At 51.1% G+C, this 20,997-nt stretch carries 21 protein-coding genes, 3 tRNA genes and 1 pseudogene; 7 read left to right on the top strand and 18 right to left on the bottom strand.

The window, feature by feature from the left end; translation table 11 throughout:
* Positions 1-96: 96 nt before the first annotated feature.
* The 5 genes and pseudogenes from dnaG to NB647_RS03465 form a co-directional block, all read right to left on the bottom strand.
* A pseudogene (gene dnaG, locus NB647_RS03485) lies at positions 97-1,907 on the bottom strand (DNA primase).
* A 55-nt stretch (positions 1,908-1,962) separates the two neighbouring features.
* Positions 1,963-2,406: a GatB/YqeY domain-containing protein gene (locus tag NB647_RS03480; protein WP_269284191.1), complete on the bottom strand. Its 444-nt coding sequence runs from the start codon at positions 2,404-2,406 to the stop codon at positions 1,963-1,965.
* Between the two features lie 105 nt (positions 2,407-2,511).
* Positions 2,512-2,724, bottom strand: a complete 213-nt coding sequence (gene rpsU / locus NB647_RS03475) for a 30S ribosomal protein S21 (protein ID WP_269265185.1) — start codon at positions 2,722-2,724, stop codon at positions 2,512-2,514.
* A 134-nt stretch (positions 2,725-2,858) separates the two neighbouring features.
* A complete protein-coding gene (locus tag NB647_RS03470) occupies positions 2,859-3,794 on the bottom strand; it encodes a histone deacetylase family protein (RefSeq protein ID WP_269284728.1) in 936 nt (311 codons plus the stop codon).
* A gap of 248 nt (positions 3,795-4,042) precedes the next feature.
* On the bottom strand, positions 4,043-4,621 hold the full coding sequence (locus NB647_RS03465; RefSeq protein ID WP_269265184.1) for a superoxide dismutase: 579 nt from the start codon (positions 4,619-4,621) through the stop codon (positions 4,043-4,045).
* A gap of 533 nt (positions 4,622-5,154) precedes the next feature.
* On the opposite strand from NB647_RS03465, the gene NB647_RS03460 reads away from it, so the two are divergent.
* The 5 genes from NB647_RS03460 (at position 5,155) to NB647_RS03440 (ending at position 10,379) form a co-directional block, all read left to right on the top strand.
* Positions 5,155-5,454, top strand: a complete 300-nt coding sequence (locus NB647_RS03460) for a helix-turn-helix domain-containing protein (protein ID WP_269265183.1) — start codon at positions 5,155-5,157, stop codon at positions 5,452-5,454.
* 310 nt (positions 5,455-5,764) lie between these two features.
* Positions 5,765-6,202, top strand: a complete 438-nt coding sequence (locus NB647_RS03455; RefSeq protein ID WP_269284190.1) for a hypothetical protein — start codon at positions 5,765-5,767, stop codon at positions 6,200-6,202.
* A 1,750-nt stretch (positions 6,203-7,952) separates the two neighbouring features.
* Entirely contained in the window at positions 7,953-9,221 is a 1,269-nt protein-coding gene (gene oxlT, locus NB647_RS03450) for an oxalate/formate MFS antiporter (protein ID WP_269284189.1), read from the top strand.
* Between the two features lie 483 nt (positions 9,222-9,704).
* Positions 9,705-9,965 (top strand): Rossmann-fold NAD(P)-binding domain-containing protein, encoded by a 261-nt coding sequence (locus NB647_RS03445; RefSeq protein ID WP_269284188.1) that lies wholly within the window; start codon positions 9,705-9,707, stop codon positions 9,963-9,965.
* 9 nt (positions 9,966-9,974) lie between these two features.
* Positions 9,975-10,379 carry an NAD-dependent epimerase/dehydratase family protein gene (locus NB647_RS03440; RefSeq protein WP_269284187.1) on the top strand — a complete coding sequence of 135 codons (405 nt, stop codon included), beginning with the start codon at positions 9,975-9,977 and terminating at the stop codon, positions 10,377-10,379.
* Positions 10,380-10,518: 139 nt separating this feature from the next.
* On the opposite strand, the gene NB647_RS03435 is transcribed toward NB647_RS03440, so the two are convergent.
* Positions 10,519-10,677 carry a hypothetical protein gene (locus NB647_RS03435; RefSeq protein WP_269284186.1) on the bottom strand — a complete coding sequence of 53 codons (159 nt, stop codon included), beginning with the start codon at positions 10,675-10,677 and terminating at the stop codon, positions 10,519-10,521.
* A 347-nt stretch (positions 10,678-11,024) separates the two neighbouring features.
* On the opposite strand from NB647_RS03435, the gene NB647_RS03430 reads away from it, so the two are divergent.
* Positions 11,025-11,339, top strand: a complete 315-nt coding sequence (locus tag NB647_RS03430; RefSeq protein WP_269284185.1) for a hypothetical protein — start codon at positions 11,025-11,027, stop codon at positions 11,337-11,339.
* Between the two features lie 128 nt (positions 11,340-11,467).
* Positions 11,468-12,058, top strand: a complete 591-nt coding sequence (locus tag NB647_RS03425; RefSeq protein WP_269284184.1) for an aldose epimerase family protein — start codon at positions 11,468-11,470, stop codon at positions 12,056-12,058.
* Positions 12,059-12,081: 23 nt separating this feature from the next.
* Here NB647_RS03425 and NB647_RS03420 read toward each other — a convergent pair whose 3' ends face one another.
* From NB647_RS03420 to rnc, 12 genes are all read right to left on the bottom strand, one after another.
* On the bottom strand, positions 12,082-12,876 hold the full coding sequence (locus NB647_RS03420; protein WP_269284183.1) for a TrmH family RNA methyltransferase: 795 nt from the start codon (positions 12,874-12,876) through the stop codon (positions 12,082-12,084).
* A 216-nt stretch (positions 12,877-13,092) separates the two neighbouring features.
* Positions 13,093-13,166, bottom strand: a tRNA-Cys gene (locus tag NB647_RS03415).
* A gap of 54 nt (positions 13,167-13,220) precedes the next feature.
* A tRNA-Gly gene (locus NB647_RS03410) sits at positions 13,221-13,296 on the bottom strand.
* A gap of 85 nt (positions 13,297-13,381) precedes the next feature.
* A tRNA-Gly gene (locus NB647_RS03405) sits at positions 13,382-13,457 on the bottom strand.
* Positions 13,458-13,513: 56 nt separating this feature from the next.
* The gene (gene pgsA / locus NB647_RS03400; RefSeq protein ID WP_269265172.1) at positions 13,514-14,077 is read right to left on the bottom strand and encodes a CDP-diacylglycerol--glycerol-3-phosphate 3-phosphatidyltransferase; all 564 of its coding nucleotides are present in this window, start codon (positions 14,075-14,077) and stop codon (positions 13,514-13,516) included.
* Between the two features lie 77 nt (positions 14,078-14,154).
* On the bottom strand, positions 14,155-16,026 hold the full coding sequence (uvrC, locus tag NB647_RS03395) for an excinuclease ABC subunit UvrC (protein ID WP_416143579.1): 1,872 nt from the start codon (positions 16,024-16,026) through the stop codon (positions 14,155-14,157).
* A 35-nt stretch (positions 16,027-16,061) separates the two neighbouring features.
* Complete coding sequence (nagZ, locus tag NB647_RS03390) at positions 16,062-17,132, bottom strand: beta-N-acetylhexosaminidase (RefSeq protein WP_269284181.1); 1,071 nt, start codon at positions 17,130-17,132, stop codon at positions 16,062-16,064.
* Between the two features lie 26 nt (positions 17,133-17,158).
* The gene (acpS, locus tag NB647_RS03385) at positions 17,159-17,557 is read right to left on the bottom strand and encodes a holo-ACP synthase (protein WP_269265168.1); all 399 of its coding nucleotides are present in this window, start codon (positions 17,555-17,557) and stop codon (positions 17,159-17,161) included.
* A 21-nt stretch (positions 17,558-17,578) separates the two neighbouring features.
* Positions 17,579-18,343, bottom strand: coding sequence for a pyridoxine 5'-phosphate synthase (gene pdxJ / locus NB647_RS03380; RefSeq protein ID WP_269284171.1), 765 nt, complete (start codon positions 18,341-18,343; stop codon positions 17,579-17,581).
* A gap of 47 nt (positions 18,344-18,390) precedes the next feature.
* Entirely contained in the window at positions 18,391-19,221 is an 831-nt protein-coding gene (gene recO, locus NB647_RS03375) for a DNA repair protein RecO (RefSeq protein ID WP_416143496.1), read from the bottom strand.
* Between the two features lie 21 nt (positions 19,222-19,242).
* Entirely contained in the window at positions 19,243-20,142 is a 900-nt protein-coding gene (gene era / locus NB647_RS03370) for a GTPase Era (RefSeq protein WP_269284170.1), read from the bottom strand.
* Positions 20,143-20,176: 34 nt separating this feature from the next.
* On the bottom strand, positions 20,177-20,953 hold the full coding sequence (gene rnc, locus NB647_RS03365) for a ribonuclease III (protein ID WP_269265163.1): 777 nt from the start codon (positions 20,951-20,953) through the stop codon (positions 20,177-20,179).
* Between the last annotated feature and the right edge of the window lie 44 nt (positions 20,954-20,997).

Here is a 20,997-nt window from a genome sequence, read left to right as displayed (position 1 = left end):
CGGGCATGTTTCCATTATCAAAATGGGATAACACATTCCCGAATGTAAAGTCTTATATTATAACATTTTTCGTATTTCTTTTTGCTTTGTTTCCCGTCAAAAACTTTTCTCACGCAAACTTTCCTGCGCCATTTCTTTCTGCAAATCGTCCTGCTGTTTTCTCAGCTCGCCATAACGCCGTCTCTTCTCTTCCGTTGCCAGTTGCGAAGACAGGACTCCTTCTATTTCAGAGGCCAGCATACGCAACCGGATCTGGCGAACCGCCCCTTTCAGTTCCAAGAGGGCCAGTTCCTCTTCATACTCGCGTTCAAGCGTTTCCTGAACCAGCTGCTCACAATTCACGCCACCGGTACGAAGATATTCCACAAGAGCGACATAACTGCCTTGCTCGCCCAGTTCCCGAATCGCATCGAGAACGGTTCGCAACAAAGCGCCTTTATCCGGAGAAAAAGCCGTAATCGCACGGATATCCGGCTCGCTCAAGCAGGAGGCAAACCGCGGATACATCACCAACAATCTCATGACCTGCCGTTCGAGTCCGACAACAGGAGGGCGGGGAGCACGGGCAGACATGCGCCTTGAAGAAACAGCGGGCCCGGCAACGCCAAAAAACGCTTCCAGTTCGTCATCCGGTGTTTGCGTTATCTGGGCGAGCTTTCTCAGAATCTGCAAACGCAAGGCGGACGGCGCCATAATCTGACACCACGGCTTCGCCTTGTGCTGCGCCCGTGCACGTCCTTCCAGTGTATTCAGATCGTTTCCCGAAACGACCTCCTGCAAGAGAAACTCCGACAGGGGCATCGCCTTTTCCACCTGTTCCTCAAAGGCCTGTGCACCGTATTCCCTGACATAACTGTCCGGATCATGTTCAGGCGGCAGAAAAAGAAAGGCCACACTCTTCGTATCGGAAACCAGCGGCAAGCAGGCTTCAAGCGCTCTTTTCGCCGCGTTTCTGCCGGCATTGTCGCCATCGAATGAAAAAACGACCCGGTCCGTCTGGCGCATCAGTTTCTGAACCTGAACAGGCGTACAGGCTGTCCCCAGTGTGGCAACAGCCTGCCCGAACCCCATCTGCGCCAGCGCAACGACATCCATATATCCCTCCACCACCAGGACATATCCGGCTTCCCGTATGGCCTGACGTGCCTCGAACAATCCGTAAAGCTCGCTCCCCTTCTGAAATAGGGGTGTTTCCGGCGAATTCAAGTATTTGGGCTCGCCTTTCTCCAGAATTCGTCCGCCGAATGCAATCACCTGACCACGGCTGTTTCTGATCGGAAACATGATCCGGTCGCGGAAACGGTCAAAGCGTCTGTTTTCCGGATCGGAACCGCTTTTCCCCCCTCCTTTTCAATGACAAGCCCCGCTTCCACCAGTTCCGCAGCCCGATAATCGTCAAAACCGTTTTTCAGGCCATCCCGCCCGCCGGGTGCATACCCCAACCCGAAACGATAGGCGATCTGACCGCTGACTCCTCTTTTTTTCAGGTAATCGATAGCCACTTTTGATTGCTTCAGCTGCTGTTTGTAATAGCGGCTCGCCATCGTCATGACTTCTGTCAGCGCCAGTGTCCTGGCCTGTTTTTCGGCACGCTGCTCCGGTGTAACGCGGAAATCGTCCCGCGGCACTGTCAAACCGACACTTTGCGCCAGTTCGTCCACTGCTTCGACAAACGAAAGGCCGGAATGTTCCATCAGGAAAGTGATTGCCGAACCGTTTCTCCCGCAGCCGAAACAGTGATAGAACTGTTTGACCGGACTCACGGTAAAACTGGGTGTCTTTTCAGTATGAAACGGGCACAAACCGAGAAAGTTTGCGCCCGCCTTTTTCAATTGCACGCGACTGCCCACCACCTCGACAATGTCGATGCGGTTCAACAAATCCTGGATGAATGACTGGGGTATCACGAATTAAAAAAACCTTTTTTCATTCGCGAAACTTTTTCGCGTATCAACCGACAGTTCAGGCCTTCATCAAGGCCTTTTTGACCAGAGCGGAAACAGCGGACATATCGGCACGGCCGGCCAGACGCGATTTCAGTACGCCCATTACCTTGCCCATATCCTGGGGACCCGCGGCATTTTTGACCGCTTCGGCCACTTCCTTTTCGATTTCCTCGATCGGCAGGGCTTCAGGCATATAGGCGGACAGGACATCCACCTCGGCCCTTTCATTGTCGGCCAGATCGGGACGACCACCCGCCTCGAATTGCGAGATGGAATCCTTGCGCTGCTTGATCATCTTTTCGATGATCGCCAGAATCTGTCGGTCATCGAGTTCGATACGTTCATCGACTTCTTTCTGTTTCATGGCCGCTGTCAGCATACGGATCGTCCCGAGACGTTTCGCATCCTTGGCACGCATGGCGTCTTTCATGTCACTGACAATCTGTTCCTTCAAACTCACATCGCTCTCCGATAGACAAAACAATGAACAGCAAAGCCCGCAACGGCCTAACCGGAGCGGGCAACGGGTCAGACTTCCGGATTCCCCCTTTCAGGGAAAACGGAATCAGTACATTTTTTTCGGCAACTGCTGACTACGGATTCGCTTGTAGTGACGCTTGACGGCTGCCGCCAGTTTTCTCTTGCGGGCCGCAGTCGGTTTTTCATAAAACTCGCGGGCACGCAATTCCGTCAAAAGACCGGTTTTTTCAATGGTACGTTTGAATCGCCGCATGGCGACTTCGAAAGGTTCGTTTTCTTTAAGGCGAATAGTGGTCATGAATTTATTTCAGGTTAAGCCAATTTTGGAAAATAAAAATTTTATCAGGTAATCCTGTATATGTGAAGTGGTCTTCTTTCGCAAACGGACAGGGAATCAGGCAATTTTACAACGCCGGAGACCGCATATGCCCGTCAGTTTCCCATCAATGCCCGTACGTGTGCAGCTGATCCTGAAGCCAGTCCATCCAGACTGTATCCTCCTTCAAGAATCGATACGATTTTTCCGTCGCAACATTCATCGGCCACTTTCATCAGCTCTTTGGTGACCCAGTAAAAGTCGTCGTCGGTAAAACTCAGCCCGCCAAGCGGATCCTTCCTGTGTGCATCGAAACCGGCCGAAACAATCAGAATCGAAGGATTGAATTTTTTCAGTGCCGGCAGAATCTCGAATGTCATGGCATTGCGGAATTTGTCGGAACCGGCCCCGCGGCTTAACGGAACATTGACGATATTGTGGTCGATTCCCGTTTCATAACGGGCACCGCTGCCCGGATAAAAGGGAGATTGGTGGGTCGATGCATAAAAAATTTCGGGCCGGTGATAAAAAGCGTCCTGCGTCCCGTTTCCGTGATGGACATCGAAATCGACGATCGCGACCCTGTCGAGCTTGTATTTGTCGCATGCATAAGCGGCGCCAATGGCTGCATGATTGAATACGCAAAATCCCATCGCCCTGTCCGGCTCGGCGTGATGGCCGCATGGACGAGTCGCACAGAATACGTTGTCGGCTTCCCCTTTCATCACCATATCGACTCCCAGACAAGCCGCACCGACACAACTCATCACACAGTCCCATGTTCCGGGCGACATGATGGTATCGCCCCCATCCAGCGGAACATAGCCCACTTTGGGGCGAATCGTCTCGATCCGTTTCACATACTCGGGAGTATGTACAAGCAAAAGCTGTTCTTTTGTTCCCATCGGCGCATGACGCCAGGGGATCGACTCGAATTCCGGCGTTGTCAGTGCATCCCGCACGGCAATCAGGCGATCCGGACATTCCGGATGTTCCGGGCCCGGAAAATGACCCAGACAGGCATCGGAAGAAAGAATGACGGTATTATTCATGACGGCACCTCCAGACAGGGTTTCGGCTATTATAAGGCATCCTTGCCGGATCAGATACGACGCCGCCCTGAAACCTTCATGCAGCCGTTTTCGTTTTTCCCGGACAACCGCCGGCGCCACTTCAAGGAGCCAGTCCGTTTCGTCACGATACATGGCTTTTTCCTGAAAAAACAAAAAAGGCTTCGCTTTGGCGAAGCCTGTTGAACAAACGTACACTCCGGTCTTGCAATAACACCGGCCGGTCCGTATCAGCCGAAATTTGCCGCGACAAAATCCCAGTTGACGACATTCCAGAACTCATCCGCATATTTGACACGCGCATTCCGGTAGTCAATATAATAGGCATGCTCCCAGACATCACAGGTCAGAAGGGGTTTGTCCGTGCCGGTCAGTGGCGTTCCGGCATTGGATGTATTGACGATATCAAGAGAGCCATCCGTTTTCCTGACCAGCCATGTCCAGCCCGAACCGAAATTCGAGCCGCATGCGGCAACAAACGCTTTCTGGAAATCGGCAAACGTTCCCCATTTCGACTGGATGGCATCCATCAGCGCACCGGATGGCTCGCCACCACCGTTCGGTTTCATGCAATTCCAGTAAAACGTGTGATTCCATGTCTGGGCCGCATTGTTGAAAACACCGCCGGAGGCATTTTTAATGATTTCTTCCAGCGGCATGTTTTCATAAGCCGTACCGGCAATCTGTTTGTTCAGATTGTCAACATATGTTTTATGATGCTTGCCATAATGATATTCCAGAGTTTCCCGGGAAATATAAGGCTGCAGGGCATCCAGGGGATAAGGCAGCGGCGGCAATTGATGTTTCATGAGAATTTCCTTTCTTTAAGGGGCAATTGAAGAACAGGTGAGTCCATTATAAAGGGAACCGGAATTTGCTGCTGAGGACGCTCTCATTCACTCGGATACCGTCCCTGCATCCGGCCACGAACCCGTCGCCATCCGCCATTCAGCATAGCGTGACGGCCTGTTTGCGGAATGACTCATATCAATCCCCCTGTTCCCCCGTTATTTCCGCCAGCCGCAACCATGCAAAGAAATTCCGTATTCGAAAAACTCGCATAAAATGGACAACCGGACCATCATGCCAGTTCCCGGCCCTGCCGGAGAAAAAACAGTCCAGGACAAACCGCTTGTCCACCCCGACACCCATGTTATACGGACAGTCGCTTGCGACATCTGCTAAAATAATCTGTTACCCGATTATGCAGAATTCAATTTAAAGCGGTACATACCCGGGACCGGTCCGTTATTTTCGGGTCAATGTCATTTTGCAGTTAAGAACCGTAACATCTGATTCCGGCAGGTCATGACAATACTGCTTTAATGAGGAGGAGTACACTATGGACATAGGCAATGCCATCAAGACATGCCGCATACGAAGAGGTCTTTCACAAACCAAACTGGCCGAACTTTCCGAATGTTCGGTTTCCTACCTCTCTCTTATCGAACACAACCAGCGTGATATCACGGTCTCCACCCTGCAACGCATCTGTCACGCTCTCAATGTCCCCATGGGCATCCTCCTCTTCCTCGGTTCTTCCCAGGATGAATTCGGCAATATCAGCAAGGAACTCGAAGCGGAACTCGCCAAAAACACGCTTTTGCTCCTAAGCGAGCCTTCCCGTCCGAAATCAGACTGATTCCTCCCTTTTCCGGCCTCCGCTCTTTCACGCTTCGACCGGAAAACCTGTTTTCACCGCTCAAGCAAAAACGCCGGATCATCCGATCTGGCATCCGGTTCTTTCCACTCCGGCCCATCAGTTCACCAGTCGTACCCGTCATCCTTCTGTTGTTGGAGAACGTCCTGAATGCTATACTGAAAGTTCTGACTACCGTTTCCAAAAACAGAAGAAACGGTCAGTTTTTCATGAACAAAAAAAATTCCCCGAAGCGTATTATCCGCCACGAAGAACACATAAGCATCCATCCCGTTTGAAAGAGGCTGAACACATGAGCGAGAAAGTCCACAAAGCGTTGAGAAGACAGCAGAATGCGCAAATGGCATCCGAAATGTCTTGTCAAATCGAGGATGAACGGAAAGCCAAATATCTGACCGTCAGACTCATGCCCCTGATTCCGTTCATCGCAATGGTCTTCGCCAGTCCACAGGGCAATTTGTACCTGCCGGAAGGTTTCAGGGATCCCCTGTACATTTCCATCGGCGGTTGCCTGTTTTATCTCATCCTCTGGGCAATCGACATCTTCATGCTCAAAAAAGAAGGATGGCATGTCGGCATCTGGAAATGGCTGGGGCTCATTGCGCCTGTCGGATGTCTGTATCTCTGGTTCCGTGCAAGATACACGGACAGGGAATACGCTTTTGCCATCGTCTATATCTTCATGAAGATCCTGTCCCTTTTTATTGTGGGCCCCGTCATATTCGCTTGAGTCATTTCTGCCATGTCCCAAAACTCCCACACGGATTTTCATATAAACGACGGTGAAGACATGGCAGAAACAAATCCGGAAGCACCGGTCCTCCGGAAAATCCACTTCATATTGTGCCCAAGCTCTCCGTAAACCGTTTTCCCGTCCTGCATCGCTGAAAGGCATTGTATCCGGTCAGCAGGCTGAAAAAGAATATCCCATCACCTCCCTGGCCCTGAGTACCGGGCTTCATTTTGTTGAAGAAATGTCTTCACCATCATTAACGGCGATCCGGCCACAACCATGATCACGGGCAACCGCGATATGGAAATCCATCCGGTTACTCCGGTCACAAAATCGCCAGACATGCCATCAGCACCAGTCCGGACATAAATCACGAACGGCGTCCCGACCGAAATTCGCCAACATGGCTGGTCCTCTCTTTATCCTGATGGATACCTGTCTCCTGCAATCGGGCAATGCCAGAATTTCAATAAGCTGCATTATTTGTCAGAAACCGGCTTTTCCTTTCCTGATCATGGCGAAACATGCAACAAGCCTGCCGGGAAAAGACAACGGACGAGAATTTCCGTCATTTCCGCCATACCTTCCGACGCGCCGGGCAACATATTTTCCGGTCATGTCCTTTGATACCCCACGCCTGCACAAAAGCCACTTTTTGTCCAACCGCATCAGACAGCCGCTTTCTTCATATCTTTATATGATGCTAGTCAGCCAAACCCTGCCGGATACAGATACGCCGGTCCTGTTGCTGTGTCTCGGACTCCACCATATATCCAGCATCATCGGACTTTGATACACTCACGACAAATCCCACCGGTTCTTACCGGCTCATTCACCGGGCTCGCCTTTCGGTACCCGTATACCACTTCTTCAATATTAGAAACAGCCTCCACATTTGACCATCACTGGTACAGATATGTCCGGTGTCAACCTCAATACAGGGCAAAATCGCCATTGCATGGAATCCGGTATCCCCTGCTCCGGACAGATTGCCTGTACCGGAGAACCGTTTCACGATAATGCCGGTACACGTCTTGTCTGTCGCACACCATGTTTAAAGCCGGATACGGGCACTTCACTCCTGTACTGTATGACAATCAGACTCCTGCACAAATTCCTTCACCTTTTTCAAACACGCCGTTACCGGACTTCGACAAAATATACTGAAAACAATCATGTCGTGAGAAAAAACGGGAAAATCCACAGGATTGCGAAAACACAGATAATCCGTCAAACAGTCCTGGCGGAAAAATGCGGCAAAACCGGCACGAAAAATTTCTGAAATAACGGCCGACAGGCTGCACAAATAACAGGCAAACCGGTTTTCAAGAGCTGAACCCCACACGAGATCGATTTCTGCAACAGCCGGAGCACCTCTCTTTCATGTCCTTGAGGCCGGTCGAACCGTCATCCCGACTGTTTCAGCGGTCTTTGAAAACGACAATTATCCGAAAAACAATGACTTATGCTCCCGAATGAACACCGTTTCCTGTCTCATGCATCCTGTTTTTTCCGTCGGATCTTCCATTGGATATTACATAAAAATATGAACTTAATATTCATATTTTTAGAAGATTTCACGTTTTGAACTGCTGATACAATACGCTTTGTGGAACTTGTATTATGTAATTAACAATTATATAACCCACGAAAGGGGGGGTGTTTCAGCTGAATTACCGAACCAGTTCGGTCATCAAACTGTTTGAAACATCCGCTAGAAGTAAAAACTTGATAGAGGAATCGTAAGATGAGTACAGCTGCAACAGTAGCAGATAGTCGCGAAAACGAAGATCCCAGAAAAGCCGGTGCGAAGCGTATCTGGTATCTGATTCTCGCCGTTCTGTTGATGTGTATGATTTCAGGTGTCCAATATTCTTGGACTTTGTATGCAAGACCAATGCAGGGCGTTTTGGGTGTTTCTCTGGCTGCCGTCCAGGTTTCATTCACTCTTTCTCAGGTCATTCAGTCTGTTTCACAGCCTGGTGGTGGTTATTTCGTTGACCGTCTGGGTCCAAAACTTCCAGCGATGGTAGGTGGTTTCATGGTTGGTGCCGGTTGGTTTGCAATGGGCTTCGCAACTAACCTTCCCATGTTGTACATCCTGTATACCCTGTCTGGCGCTGGCGTTGGTATCGTTTACGGTATCGCAATTAATACGGCTAACCGCTGGTTCCCTGACCGTCGTGGTATGGCTTCCGGCTTTACTGCTGCCGGTTATGGTCTGGGCGTTCTGCCTTTCCTCCCGCTGATTACGAACGTTATTCACAACCCTGACCTCGGTGTTCAGGCTGCACTGAAAATCACCGGTGTCATCATGGGCGGTATCATTATCCTCATCGCATTCTTCATCCGGTTCCCTGGCGGTGCCAAACCCAAAAAACCGGTTCCGACCGAAAGAGACTTCAAGACAGGCGAAATGCTCCGCACCAAACACTTCTGGCTCTGCTGGCTGTCTTTCTTCTCCGTCAACTTCGGTTTCCTGTTCCTGGTTGCAAACTCCGCACCATTCGGTCGTTCCATGGGAATTGTCGGCAGCGTGATGGCTATCTGCGTCATGATGCAGAACCTCTTCAACGGTGGTTGCCGTCCGTTCTGGGGTGCTGTTTCCGATAAGATCGGTCGTTACAAAACACTGTCCATCATGTTCGGTGTCAATGCAGTCGCGATGTTCCTGTTCGGAATTGTTTCCCCATTGGGTGTTCCGTTCTTCATCCTCATGCTGGCTGTCGCATTCTTCACCGCTGGTGGTTCCTATGCATTGTTCCCGGCTATTAACCAGGATCTGTTCGGTACCGCATTCTCCGCTCAGAACTATGGCTGCTTCTGGGCTGCCAAAGCCGTTGCTTCCATCTTCGGTGGCGGTATCGGTGCTGCGGTTGCTGTCAACCTGGGCTGGATTGTCGCCTTCTCCATCTCTGGTGCGATGTCGACACTGGCCTTCATCATCATGACGTTTATTGTTCCGAGACTGGGACGTCCGGCTAAAAAAGGACAGCCTGTACCGGTCACGAACTGATAAACCGGCCTCTGGCCTGAAGCAGTAAATAGCCTCAGGTACATACAAAAAACAGCCGTCAGATGTTCAATATCTGACGGCTGTTTTGTTTTTGTCTCCTGCCAGCTGCAATAAACACCACAAACACATATCATCAAAAAAATCCTGTTTCGATGAAAAAACATTCCCTGTCGGATTCCATTGAACAAGAAGATCACTCCAGACATTGTGATCCGGCAAAACACCCCTGAATCGAAGCGGAACGGCCATGAAAAAACCGCATCATTATTCCAGCAAGCCCCCCAAAGCAGAAACTGCGGGATTTATTCCTGCCCTATAATCGACAATTTACCGGCTTTCACCGCCTGACGAACAATCGAAGTTTCAGAAAATCCGTTGGACGAAAAGAAACTCAGAAAAAGCGACAAATCTTATTAGAAGGAAAATGCTATGCGTGTAATCGTAATTTGAGCTGCAGGGCATATCGGTACCTATTTAATCCCCATGCTCGTGGACAATGGATACGAAACGATAGCCATCACCCGAACACTGTCGCCGCCTTATGAGGACGTTCCTGCATGGCACAAGGTCGATCGTGTTTTGCAGGATCGTGAAAAGGATCCGGAGTTTATCCGCAAGCTTAAAGAAATGAAGCCGGATATCATCGTTGATTTGGTTAATTTCAACATTGAAGAAACTGAAAAAATCTTCAAGGGATTTTGTGAAAGTCAACTTTCCCACTATCTTTATTGTTCATCCTGTTAGGCGCATGGCATGGTTGAAACTATTCCATTTGACCCGGATAATTTGAGAAAAGATCCATTGAACAATTACGGCCAAAACAAACTGGCGAGTGAGATATACCTGAAAGAACCGTATCAGCAGAACGGCTTTCCGGCAACAATCATCATGCCTGGACAGATTTCAGGACCGGGCTGGACGATTATCAACCCGTGGGGAAATACCTCCATGCGAGTATTCCATGATATTGCAGACGGTAAGGAAATCGCACTTCCAAATTTCGGGCAGGAAATCCTGCATCACATTCATGGACACGATGTCGTCCGGGTATTTTTCAAGGCATTACCCACAAAAATCAGGCATCAGGTGAAACATTCGATGCCGAAGAATGCGACCATACCTGTCACCACATTGCCCGAAGTGGCATATTCAGTATAGAAAAAACAAAACGGCTCCCGGACTATCAGCCGAAATATACTTGTACCGAAACAACCGATATGGCCGTAAAAAGCCATGTCGATAGAGGTTTGATAACCGTTTCAGATCATCAAAGATACCGGATGACACCGTTTTTTTCTCAGGAAAAAATCAATATCAGGACAAACGGCGCATGCCATGCGTCGCCGTCAATAATTCCTCCCGACGTGGCTGACGGATAATCAGGATCAAGGCGGGAAAGCTCGAAAATGGCTTCCCCCTTCCATCGGAACTGCGCCAAAACCGGATACCAATTCATTGATTCAGCCCCGACGCTTGCTCACTGTCCTGTAACCTTTCCGGAAAATGGCCACACATCGGGATACTTTACTCCACAACGGGAATGCAAAAGACGAGGGACAGGGACTTTCACTGCCTGCCACCGCTTGCGAAAACCGACGGCCTTTTCACCCATTTCCATTCACTACAATTTCACCTGTTTTTCTGCCGGATTAACCGCACTACTCCGCACATTTTCTCCTTCCACACTCCTTTCAAGGCGGTATGGAATTCCGGTATTCCGATCGCATACTCTTTCGCTCAAACCGAAAAAAGTCTTCTTCGTGTGAGGATCCAGACACTACCGACAATACCCGAAATATTATTATGCCCCCAGCAGACCAGCGATTTTTCATCTATTACACAAATCTGAGTCTGTACCAGCAGTGTTTCATAGAAAAACGTCTTCTTCAGGAGCAAAAATCGAACGCGTTTTTGAACAAGGATGAACTCATCCAGTTGAGCGGACTCGTTAATGTTTCAAGTCAACGCAAGTGGCTCGCCGATAATGAATGGATATACATTGTGAGTGCAAAAGGCACTTCGGTAGCGGACAGAGAATACGGTCACATCAAGATGTCCGGTGGAAAAACAAGAAATGACCGTAGCGGGCAAATGCCTGATTTTTCCAAAGTGGCATAATAACCCGCATCAGGAAAACAAGCTGTGGCTTTCTTCATCGGATATGCCGGGACAGAATCGAGGCATACGATGCAATTATCAGGAATCCCTGAAAGAAAGACATTGCCGGAAAAGCGCTGTCTCGTCAGGTGCTGACCGATCGACTGTACCGGAAAAATGAATCGAACAAAAACGACGACAGGCTATACAAAAAATACGCTGACGGAAAAGATTCCCGCAAATATTCTTCTATTGAGCTGAAAAGCAAGGAACTTGAAACGAAACTCGCCAAAAACACGTTTCCGCTCAAGCGAGTCTTCCTGTCCGAAACCAGACTGATTCCCTTCTTTTTCCTGCTTTATCTCTTTTATACACCAAACGGAAAATCCGTCCGCATCGCTCAAGCAAAAATGCCAGATCATCCGATCTGGCATCCGTTCTTTCCGCTCAAGTTCATCTGTTTACCAGATACCGCGTGTCTTCTGAACGATGGCGCCGATTGCGCCCAAAACCATCAATGCACCGCAAAACAAAACTCCAAAGGCTTCCATAATTTCTCTCCTTGCAAAGTTGGTAAAGTTGGTACTGCACGTATCAGCTTCATCAGCTCAGGAAAGGAACTTGCCTTGCTAGCAGCCAAATCAAGCGACCCTTATCCATGGACTCCATTAAAACAGAATTTATTACCAATGTCAAATATTTTTTACTCAAAGCAAAAAATATTTTTAATTAGCAAATAAAAACGTGTTACAGAAAATCGGGATCATTTCCGGCCAGACAGACATTGCCGCATTTGTTCAAAAAAACACACTGCGGCACAGGCGGCGACATTTAATGACTCCATCAGGCCGGCATGAGGAATAACCACTCTGTCACTCGCCCTTTCCATCAGACTTTCACTGATGCCTCCTCCTTCATGCCCCAAAAGCCAGGCGACCGAAGATCGGAGATCGATATCGTATATTGTCGAACGGGCATAAGGCGTCGTGGCGACAACCGGAATTTTCGATGTTTCGATCAAGGTTTCAAGCGATACATTCTCAAAGACTTCCAACAGGAAATGCGCCCCCATTCCCGCACGCAAAACACGCGACGTCCAGACAGACGCGGTCCCGACACTGCAATAAACCTGTCTGATTCCGGAAGCCGCGGCACTGCGTAATATCGAACCGACATTGCCCGGATCCTGAATTCGGTCAAGCAACACCGCATTTTGGACCAGTTCCGGCAATGTGTCATAAACCGGTTTCAACACGAGAAAAACAATATCTACGCCATTGTCGACCTGACTCAACGGACGGAAAAGGCCGTCTGGCAGAAGCAAGCACTGTGCATTGCCCTTTTCGCATTCGGCAATGATTTCCAACACTTCGGCATGATATTGCGATGTCTGGCTCACCACACACAAGGCGGGATGGCCCACATGTTCGAGATAGGACTGGCATAAATGAACGCCATCCAGTATGGCATACCGTTCTCTGCGAGCTGCAGCAGAATTGGACGCAAACTGTTTCAGCTTGCGGTATTGCGGGTTATCTTTCGAGGTAATCCGTTTCATATCCTGTCACTTTCAGACATCCGCTTTCATCGAAACTGTCTCCGGAAAATTTTCCGGATGAACCGGGACAGACTCCCGACCCGTACCTGCGACAGTATCCGGATAAAAACCTGCCGCCACGTCATCCCATTCACAAAAGACCCGACGGTTCCGAGGCGAAAGCAACGATCGTTACCTGTTCTGATAACTTTCGGACTGTTTCTGAAAAAGACTTGATGGAGGCAGGAGACGGAATCGAACCGACGTCTACGGCTTTGCAGGCCGCTGCATAACCACTTTGCTATCCTGCCATCAAAAAACCGGAGCAAAACCGAAAAAACGAAGAACCGGCAAAGGATGTTTTATGGAGCGGGAGAAGAGTCTCGAACTCTCGACCTCAACCTTGGCAAGGTTGCGCTCTACCAACTGAGCTACTCCCGCATCACATTCACCAAACGACAACTGACAGACCCGATAACATCTACCAGAAAAACCGGTCCCAATTCTCCAGAATGCGATGAAGATTTGGAGCGGGAGAAGAGTCTCGAACTCTCGACCTCAACCTTGGCAAGGTTGCGCTCTACCAACTGAGCTACTCCCGCGTTAGAGATGTGCATTCTAGCACTTTGCCCGAATCTGTCAAGGCCCTGTTGGCAACTTACCTCATCAGTGGCAATGCCTTGCGTAAATAATACAACATCGACACGACGGTAAGAATCGCTGCGATGACCAGAAGATAGGTACCGATATACCCTGTATCGATAAAATAAAACAGCTTGTTATGGAACAAAAGCATCGGAATGGCCACCATCTGGGCAATCGTTTTCACCTTTCCGAGAGAACTTACCGCAACAGACCGGGATTCACCGATCTTCGCCATCCATTCCCGCAATGCGGAAATCGCGATCTCGCGCCCGATAATGATGAATCCCAAAATGGCATCCACCCGCCCCAGCTGGACCAGCACCAGCAGGGAACCGGCGACGATGAGTTTGTCGGCGACCGGATCCAGAAAAGCACCGAATGCCGATGTCTGGTTCCATTTTCTGGCGAGATAACCGTCGATCCAGTCTGTAATGGCCGCCACGATGAATATCAGCGCGGCTGTCAGGCTTTGTGCATAAGAAGATATCCAGTTTTCCGGCAGATAAAAAATCCCCACCAGCAGAGGGACCAGTGCGACTCTCAGCCAGGTCAGGAAAATAGGCAAATTGAACGGCATAACTTGATTCTTGCAGGTTCCACTAAAGGTCTGTACTTTCATATCGCAGAGAACATTAAAAAATACAAGGCGTTATTTTAATGCAACTGATCGTATATCTGTTGAGCAAGACGATAGGAAATTCCCTCCACTGTCGCCAAATCGTCTACGGAAGCATCGGCAATGCCACGAACGCTTCCGAAACGTGCCAGAAGCCGCTGTCTTCTTTTTGCTCCGACTCCCTCGATTTCTTCCAGACGTGAAGCATGTCTTTTCTTGTCCCGTCTGGCCCGCATGCCGGTAATCGCGAAGCGGTGTGCCTCATCACGGATCTGCGCGACCAGCATCAGGACCCCCGACTCCTTTCCCAGTTCCTGCGGCAAACGACCATCGGCATAGACAAGCGTCTCAAGACCGACCTTCCGGCCCTCGCCCTTGGCAACACCGACGATCCGCCCCAAATCGTGCCCCAGTTCGGAAAACACACGGGAAGCCATCGAGACCTGCCCTTTTCCTCCATCCACCAGAACAATATGGGGCATAAGATCCTCGTGGCCGACCAGTTTCTCATAACGTCTGGTCAACACCTGTTGCATGGCGGCATAATCGTCCCCGGGAGTAATTCCTGCGATATTGTAACGCCGATATTCCGCATTTTGCATTGCGCAATGATGAAAAACGACGCATGAAGCCTGAACCGCTTCCCCCTGTGTATGACTGATGTCGAACGCCTCGATTCGCAAATTGTCGGGATTGTCGATATCCAGTTTCATCTGATCGATCAGCGCCCTGACACGGGAAAGCTGAAGATCCGACTGTGAAAGAATCCCCTCCAGTGCGATCGCTGCATTTTTCTGCGCCATTTCCAGCCAGAAACGCCGTTGTCCCTGAGGCTGGAACACCAGATGTATCCGGTGACCGCATTGTCCGGAAAGCGCCAGGAGCAACTGGGGATCGTCCAGTTCCTGATTCAGGATCAGGGTTGCGGGAATCTGCCCGTCGACATAATGCTGCGCCAAAAACGCCTTCAAAACCTGAATTTCCGGCCTGTCGCCCTCATGATCGACCGCATTGCCCATATTGCCGGGAAAAACGGCCTTGTCGCCCAGATGACGCCCGCCCCTGACCATCGCCAGATTGACGCAGGCGTGTCCCTCTTTGACGACAACGGCAATGATATCCACATCGGCATCGTTATCCGCCTCCATACTTTGCTGCTGCAAAACCTGCGAAAGGGCCGCGATCTGGTTCCGGACGGAAGCGGCCTCCTCGAATTCAAGCCTTGCCGCATGGCCCTCCATCTTTTCCTGCAATTCACCCAGTACAGCGGTTTGCCCGCCTCGCAAAAAACGTGCGGCATTTTCGACATCGCGCCGGTAATCCTCGTCAGCGATCAGACCTGCACAAGGGCCACTGCAACGGTCGATCTGGTAAAGAAGACAGGGCCGGATCCGGTTTTTGAAAACACTGTCCTCGCATGTTCTCAACCGGAAAACCTTTTGCAGAATCTGGATCGTTTCCCGAACGGCCGAAGCATTGGGAAAAGGCCCGAAATACTGGTTTTTCCGGTCAACCGCTCCCCGGTAATACACCACACGCGGGAAACGCTGCCCCGTTATTTTCAGATAGGGATAGGACTTGTCATCCCGGAAAATGATGTTGTAATGCGGGTGAAGCGTCTTGATCAGATTGCTCTCCAGCAGCAACGCTTCCACTTCGCTGCGCGTCACCGTCGTCTCCAGTCGCGCGATACGCTCGACCATCATGGCAATACGTGGAGACGGCGACGTTTTCTGGAAATACGTACTGACTCGCCGGATCAGATCCCGCGCTTTTCCCACGTAGAGCAACTTGCCGTTCTTGTCAAAAAACCGGTAAACCCCCGGCAAATGAGGCAACTGCCTGACGGCGCCCAGCACATCCTGTCTTACCGAAGACGCTGCCTCGGCCGGGGACTCCGTATCCCGCAGTGAACCGTTCCGATTTTCTTCCGACATACCTTTCTTCAGTCCTGCGCGATTGCCTCGACAATGGAGCGTGCACGCTGGTAACGTTTTTCCGCCTGAAGGGTATCCCAGTCCAGTGCCGGCGCTTTCGGTACCAAACTGCCGATTTTGGCCGTACAGATACGCATGGCTTCTTCCGACAGCAACGGCAAACCGGACAACAGTTCATCCGCCCGGGCAGGAGAATTGCAGACAAGCACCATATCGCAACCGGCATCCAGCGCAGCCTTTGCCCGCGAGACGATATCCCCGGCCACACTGGCCCCTTCCATGCTGAGATCGTCACTGAAAATCACGCCCTCGAATTCCAGATCGTTTTTCAGGATCGACAGCCATTTTTTCGAAAAACCGGCAGGCATGGCATCCACTTTCGGATAAATCACATGAGCCGGCATGACACTGGACAGACTCATACCGAGCCCTCTGTACGGAACGGCATCTTCGGAAAGAATGTCATCCAGTGAACGATCGTCTACCGGGATTTCCGTATGGGAATCCCCCGTGGCATATCCGTGTCCGGGATAATGTTTTCCGCAATTGGCCATTCCCGCCAGCGACAGCCCGTAATTCAGGCTTTTCGCCAGAAAAGTGACCACATCCGGATTGCGATGGAACGACCGGTCGCCGATAACAGCCGAAACGCCATGATCCAGATCCAGCACCGGCGTGAACGAAAAATCGATACCGCACGCTCTCAGCTCGGAGGCCAGGATATACCCCGTTGCCGTGGCGGCCCGGGAAGCCTCGATTGGGTCGTTCTCCCACAGTTTGCCCAGTGCCCGCATGGGAGGCAGGCGGGTAAATCCGTCAAAACGGAACCGCTGGACACGTCCTCCCTCATGATCCACGGCGATCAGGATATCGGGACGTTCCTTGCGGATGGCGCGTGTCAGAGCCATCAGCTGTTCCCTGTTCTGGTAATTGCGGGCAAACAGGATAACTCCGCCCGTCAGCGGGTGACGGATTCTCCGGATATCTTCCTCCAGAAGACGCAAACCGATCACATCCAGCATAACGGGACCGTAACTGTTTCTTTTGCCGCTCAATAAAATACTTTTTGCCGATAACATATTCTCATCCTGTCTGTTGATGTTTTTCAGTCGTTTGCCTGTTCGATGACAACGAATGCCATGGCATATTCCGCCTCGTCCGTCACCGATACCTGCGCCTTCAGCCCCAGTCTTTCCATATGTTCCTTCAGCTTTCCGCTGCATACCGCTTCCGGTTTGCCGCCGGGCGCATTCAAAAGCTGCATGGAGCGCCAGGTCATCGGCATTCTCATTCCCAGCCCCAATGCCTTGGAAAAAGCTTCTTTGGCTGCAAAGCGCGTTCCCAGATATCGCAATCCGCGCAATTCCACTTTTGCCTTGCGATGGAGATAACGCTGCATTTCCTGTGGTCCCAGTATTTTCTCCGCGAAACGGTCACCGTGCCTTTTCAGCGCCGCCTGCAATCGTGTAATCAGAATCATGTCGGTTCCGATACCGTAAATCATGCCGTACTCTCCATGCCAAAATCAGTTTTCCTTCGGTCGCCTGGCTCCGACAAGCAGCGCTTTCATATCGGAAACCGCCTTTTTCCAGCCCGAGAAAACCGCCTTGGCAACAATGGCATGACCGATATTCAGTTCCGCAATTCCTTCGATTTCCGCAACCGGCACGACATTCTCATAATGCAGACCATGCCCCGCATTGACTTTCAGACCGTGGCGGATACCTTCTTTCACGCCTTCGTATATCCGCTCCAGTTCATGCTCCGCCGACGCTGCATCGAATGCATTGGCATAACGCCCGGTATGCAGTTCAATAACGGGAGCCCCCGCCTCATGAGAGGCTATGATCTGTTCCTCTTCGGGATCGATGAAAAGGCTGACCCTGATGCCGGCATCGGTCAGCCGTTCGACGGCCGACTGGACAATATCGAAATAACGGACGATATCCAGTCCGCCTTCCGTCGTCAGTTCTTCCCGGCGTTCGGGAACCAGACAGACATCCTGCGGCCGGATTTCGCAGGCGAAATCGATCATTTCCGAAGTAATGGCCGATTCCAGATTCATGCGCGTCACCAGAAGCGGACGGATGGTGCGGACGTCCGTATCCTTGATGTGGCGACGGTCTTCACGCAAATGCAGCGTAATGGCATCTGCCCCGGCCTCCTCCGCCATCAGGGCCGCCATGATCGGGTCGGGATAGGCAGTGCCTCTCGCGTTGCGGAGTGTGGCGATATGGTCGATATTGACGCCCAGTTCGATACCCGGGCCATTCGGTTCAAAGAAACTCATAGGCTAAAGAAAAAAGAACGATAATATGGGTCTAGTTTACCCTTTTGTCACAGCTGACGCAGGTCTATCAGTATTTTCCGTGTCTGCAAGGGAACACCGTTCAAGTGATGGGCCAGCAGAAAACGCATCAGAAGCTTGCTTTGCAACTGGGTCTGAGGATCGGAATAATCCTCGCTGACCATGTCAAGCAGCGTTTTGCCCGAAACACGGGGCGCCGTGTCTTCCAGCGTCGCGAAACGCGGACCGTTTTCCGGATCGACGACATAAATACCTTCCGGCTCAACCGGACGCCGGTCTTTTGCATTGATCGACAAATCGGCCGCCACTCCCGTTTCCTTCAGGAGCGCCAGCTCGAAAATCCTGAGGACTGTCTGTGCGGATTCGGAAGTCGCCAGACGTGTCAATGCCCGGACATACTGCTCAAACAGCCCCTGATGTGGGTCTTCCCGCGCCAGCAGCCTGATCAGCAGCTCATTCAGATAAAACCCGTACAGCAAGGCGGAACTGTCCAGCGGAATCATGCCTCCGACCCATTCGGCCGATGTCAGGGTTCTCAATTCGGATTTACCGGACCAGCCGACTGAAAGCGGCTGAAACGTCTGTAAAACACCTCTCAGACGGGAAGCGGGACGCTTTGCCCCTTTCGCCACCAGCGCCACCCGGCCATAATCACGGGTAAAGACATCGACAACCAGGCTGCTTTCACGGTAGACATAACTGTGCAGGACAAAACCGGGCTGTTCGGTAATCCGCGTGTCCGCCCCCTGTTTCGAGACGGATGAGCGCCGCAAGGGTTCGCGGGTGACGTTACCGGGCACTTCCATACTGCCGGTGGCCGGTACAACGGCTTCATCGGATTCATCCGGAGACATCGACATATCTTTTCCGTACGGTGTATCCTATTCGTAACCGTAAGCTCTCAAACCCGCTTCATTATCCGCCCAGCCGGATTTGACCTTGACCCAGATTTCCAGATAAACGGGGACACCGAACATTTTTTCCATATCCAGACGGGCCTCCGTGGAAATTTCTTTCAGTTTTTCGCCCTTGTGGCCGATGATCATCGCCTTGTGCGCATCGCGTTCCACCAGAACGGCAGCGAAAACACGACAGATCTTTTCCTTGCGTTCGAACTGTTCGATCACGACTGTACTGGTATAGGGCAACTCATCACCCGTATAACGGAATATTTTTTCACGGATGATTTCCGCCGCCATGAAACGCTCACTGCGGTCCGTTACATCGTCGAGCGAGAAAAAGGGCGGGTTTTCCGGCAAAAGATGCCGGATTTCCTCTTCCAGCCGGTTCAGCTGGAAACGCTGGCGTGCGGACACCGGCACAATGGCGGCGAAATCGCGCAATGCGGCGATCTTCTCGGCAAACGGAATCAGTTCCGCCTTTTCCTTTACCTTGTCCGTTTTGTTGATGACCAGAATCGCCGGAACACTCTCCGGTATCAGATCCAGTACCTGCTGGTCGGCCGGACCGTAAACACCGGCATCCACAACAAAAACGATCACATCCGCCGTGGAAAGGGTGTCCTTGACCGTCCGGTTCAGATTTTTGTTCAATGCATTGTTGTACCGTGTCTGGAAACCGGGTGTATCGACATAAACGAACTGGGCATCGTCATCCGTCTGGATCCCCATAATCCGGTGACGGGTCGTTTGCGCCTTCCGGGAAGTAATGCTGACCTTCGCACCGATCAGTTCATTCATCAGCGTGGACTTGCCGACATTCGGGCGGCCGACGATCGCGATATAACCGCAACGGAAATGGCTGTCTTTCTGATCTGTCATGATGTCAACCTCATTTTGTGGGAAGTGGTAACGCTCAATCGGCAGAAGTTTCCTGCCGGGATACGGGAACGCCGATCAGTTTCATCGGCTTCTCTTTCTGTTTCTGCTTTCCCGAAGAAGCCGCTCTCCGGTTTTTCATGGCATCCGTCACTTCAACAAGCGCCTTTCGGGCCGCTTCCTGCTCGCCGGCACGCCGGCTGCTGCCGGTTCCACAGACATGAATATCGAATTTCCCGATCACGCATTCGACCTCGAATTCCTGATTGTGGGCCGCTCCGCGTGTTGCCACGACATGATATTCCGGCAGTGCCATCTTGTGTCCCTGCAAATATTCCTGCAGCTGTGTTTTCGCATCCTTTCCATACGTCTCCGGATCAAGCTCTTTCATCATGCCGGCAAAAAGCCGGCTGATAACCTGCTTGACCGTATCGAAATCCGAATCCAGAAAAACCGCACCGAACAATGCCTCCATCGCATCGGCCAGTATGGACGGCCGCTTGAATCCTCCCGCTTTCAGCTCTCCTTCGCCAAGCAGCAGAAAACGTGAAAGTTCCAGCTTTTGGGCGATTTCATACAACGCCTGCTGCCTGACCAGACTGGAACGCAGGCGGGAAAGACTGCCCTCATTCAAACCGGTATAACGCTCATACAGATTGATCGCCGTGACGCAATTCAGCAGCGAATCACCCAGAAACTCAAGCCTTTCGTTATGATGACCGCTGTAACTCCGGTGCGTCATCGCCAGCTGGAGCAAATCCGGCTTACGGAAAGTGTAGCCGATTCTCTCCTGCAGTATTTTCAGATTTATCATTGCAAATCCCGACGCGTCATTTTTGTGCAAAGTCAGTATTTTCC

Origin of the sequence: Oxalobacter aliiformigenes, from assembly GCF_027116575.1 — a bacterium.
GTDB classification, from domain to species: Bacteria; Pseudomonadota; Gammaproteobacteria; order Burkholderiales; family Burkholderiaceae_D; genus Oxalobacter; species Oxalobacter aliiformigenes.
Note: the sequence above shows the minus strand (reverse complement) of the source record. Positions and strands in the feature narration are given on the sequence as shown.